At 38.1% G+C, this 3368-nt stretch carries 1 protein-coding gene; it reads right to left on the reverse strand.

Annotation, left to right across the window (positions count from 1 at the left end):
- Window positions 1-3368, reverse strand: a 3368-nt coding sequence (locus L1S34_RS14630; protein WP_370637660.1) for a beta strand repeat-containing protein, incomplete at both ends; no start/stop codon positions are given.

Genomic DNA, 3368 nt, shown 5'->3' on the forward strand with positions numbered 1-3368 from the left:
AAGAACTGTACTTACTAACGGTGATGACGTATTAAATGAATCGTTAACAGCCTCTATTGCATTTACAACTACAACGGTTGCAGTTGCCGTATCACAATTTGATGGATTAGCATTTAGTCCTGTGATAGAATCTGCTTCGCACAATTGATAAACAATGGTATATGTTCCACTAACTGTATTTGGTGCTACCGTTACATTTCCGTCAACATCAATACTCAATGGTCCACTTGTTGAAGCAGTAACGTTAGTATTAGCCGTCGTTACCATAACACCGTTTAAAGTATCGTTTGCTAGAGCATTTAAAGCTATTACAACATTATTGCTAGAAGCGATTGTTACAGCTGGGTCATTAACAGCATCAATAACATTTGCAACCACAACCCTTGCAGTTGCTGTATCACAATTAGCTGGAGTAACATTTGCTCCAGTTATTGGATCTGCTTCGCACAATTGGTATGTAATTTCATATGTTCCGCTTGCTGTGTTAGCGGCAACACTTACGATTCCATTGGCATCAATACTTAATGGACCTGTTGTTAAAGGAGTAACATTAGTATTTACTGTAGTTGCAGCGACACCATTAAAAGTATCGTTTGTTAGAGCATTTAAAGCCACTGCTGTACTATTATTTGAAGCAATAGTTACCGCAGGATCATTTACTGCATCAACTGGATTTAAAACCACAACAGTTGCTGTTGCTGTATCACAATTACTTGGATTTACTTCTAGTCCGTTAGAAGGATTTACTTCGCAAATTTGATAAACAATTGTATAGGTACCACTTGGTGTGTTTCCAGCCAAAGTAACTATTCCATTTTCATCTATACTCAATGGCCCTTGGGTTACCGGAGTAACGTTAGAATTTGCAGGAGTGACTATAACTCCATTTAATGTATCATTAGCTGTTACATCTAAAATTACTTTTGAATTTACACCAGTATTAACAACTGCAGGAGCATCATCAATTGCATTTATTGGGTTTAAAACCACCACTGTTGCAGTTGCTGTTGTGCAATTAATTGGATCTGCTCCAGTTTCACACAATTGATAGATTATCGTATACGTCCCTGAAACAGTATTTGGAGCTAATGTTAAATTACCATTTGCATCAATACTTAAAGGTCCTGTAGTTATTGGCGTCACATCAGTATTTGCTACTGTAACAGGGTTACCATTTAAGTTATCTGAACCATTTCCGTTATTGCCAAGTACATTTCCAACTGTAGTAGCAATCGTTGTACTTGGTACTTGAATTGCGAAGGTATCATTACTCGCTATTATTTCATTACTGATACGAATCTTAGCATTTGCAATATCACAATTAGTTGGATTTATTCGTTCACATATTTGATAAAATACGTTATATGTTCCTGAAACTTGTCCTGCAGGAACTGTAATTGTGCCATCGCTATTGAGTACAAAACCAGTTGGTGCAGTTCCGCTTAATGTAAGAATTACAGCTGAGGGATTTAACACAACGCCATTTAAAGTATCATTATTCAATACTGAGGCTGTAACACCTCCGTTTCCTCCTGTAAAAGGAGTCGCAGTATAATCGTCAACAATAGCGTCTACAGCAGCTTCCTGAACATTTACAGTTACTGATGCTGTACTACAATTTGGCGGTGTTGAACCGATTTCACAAATTTGATACTGGAGAGTTTGAGGTCCTGCTGGAGTTCCTACTGCTATCGTAATGGTCCCATCTGGATTTAATGTCAATGCAGGATTTGCAATTGTAGTTGTCAAAATTACATCACCAGGTTTAATCGGTGGTATTCCACTAAATGTGTCGTTACCTAGAACAGAACCTGTCGTTGCTCCTGCCAAACCACCTGTCTCGTCAGTATTTGCAACAATTACATTTAACACTACAACTGTTGCTGAAGCTGTCTTACAATTAGCAGGAACTGCTCCAACCTCACAAATTTCATAAGGTAAGACATAAGTCCCTGAAGGTGTATTTGGTGCAAGAGTTACCTCTCCATTACTTCCGATACTTAATGGACCAACTGTTGAAGGGATTACATTTGTATTTGCATCTGTCACTAAATCTCCGTACAACGTATCATTTGTAGTAACATTTAAGACAATTTTTGGTACTTCAGCTGTTGCAACCGTAATTGGGCCATCATTCACTGCAATCAAAGGATTTGAAACAATAACTGTAGCTGTAGCCGTAGCGCAATTAGCTGGACTAGCACCTTCTTCACACAATTGATAAGTAATAGCATAAGTGCCACTTGCGGTGTTTGGCGCTAGAGTTAATACTCCATTAACATCAATACTTAAAGGACCCGTTGTAATAGGTGTCACGTTAGTATTAGTACCTGTCACGATTACACCATTTAGTGTATCATTAGTAGTTACATTTTGAACTACTGTAGCAACATTGTCGGAAGCAACTGTTGTTGGTCCGTCATTTACAGCTACAATTTCATTTAATACTACTACAGTTGCTGTTGCATTATCGCAATTTGCTGGATTTAAATTTAAACCCGTTACCGGATCAGCTTCACACAACTGATAAGTTATACTATATGTTCCACTTGCCGTATTAGCAGCCACAGTTACTAATCCAGTAGCATCCACACTTAATGGCCCTGTCGAAACAGGAGTTACATTAGTATTATTTATATTAGCAGGTATGCCATTAACTGTATCATTGTCTAATACATTTAAAGCCGTTACTACTGTATTACTTGAAGTAATTGTAACAGATGGATCATTTACTGCATCTATTAAATTACTCACCACAACTGTTGCAGTAGCGGTATCACAATTCGACGGAGAAACATTTAATCCAGTTAAAGGATCAGCTTCACATAATTGATAAGTAATAGTATACGTACCGCTTGGAGTATTAGCTGCAACACTTACAATTCCATCAGCATTAATACTTAATGGACCTGTAATTAACGCAGTTATATTAGTATTGATATTCGTAGCAGCAACACCGTTAAAAATGTCATTATCTAAAGCATTAAGTGCAGTAATTACAGTATTACTTGAAGCGACGGTCACAGCAGTATTATTGATAGCATCAATTACATTTGCAACTAATACCGTCGCTGTCGCTGTATCGCAATTCGCTGGGCTTGCTCCTACTTCACATAATTGGTAAGTAATAGTATAAGTACCACTTGCTGTGTTTGCCGCTAATGTTAATACTCCGTTAGCATCAATACTCAATGGACCCGCAGTTACTGGCGTTACATCAGTATTAGCAGCTGTTACTACCACTCCGTTCAACGTATCATTGGCTGTTACGTTTTGAACTATAATTGGGGCTGCAGCTGTTGCTACCGTTGTTGGTCCGTCCATTACTGCTACAATTGGGTTGTTCACCACTACTGTCGCTGTTGCTT

Source organism: Flavobacterium sp. K77, from assembly GCF_021608205.1.
GTDB lineage: Bacteria > Bacteroidota > Bacteroidia > Flavobacteriales > Flavobacteriaceae > Flavobacterium > Flavobacterium turcicum.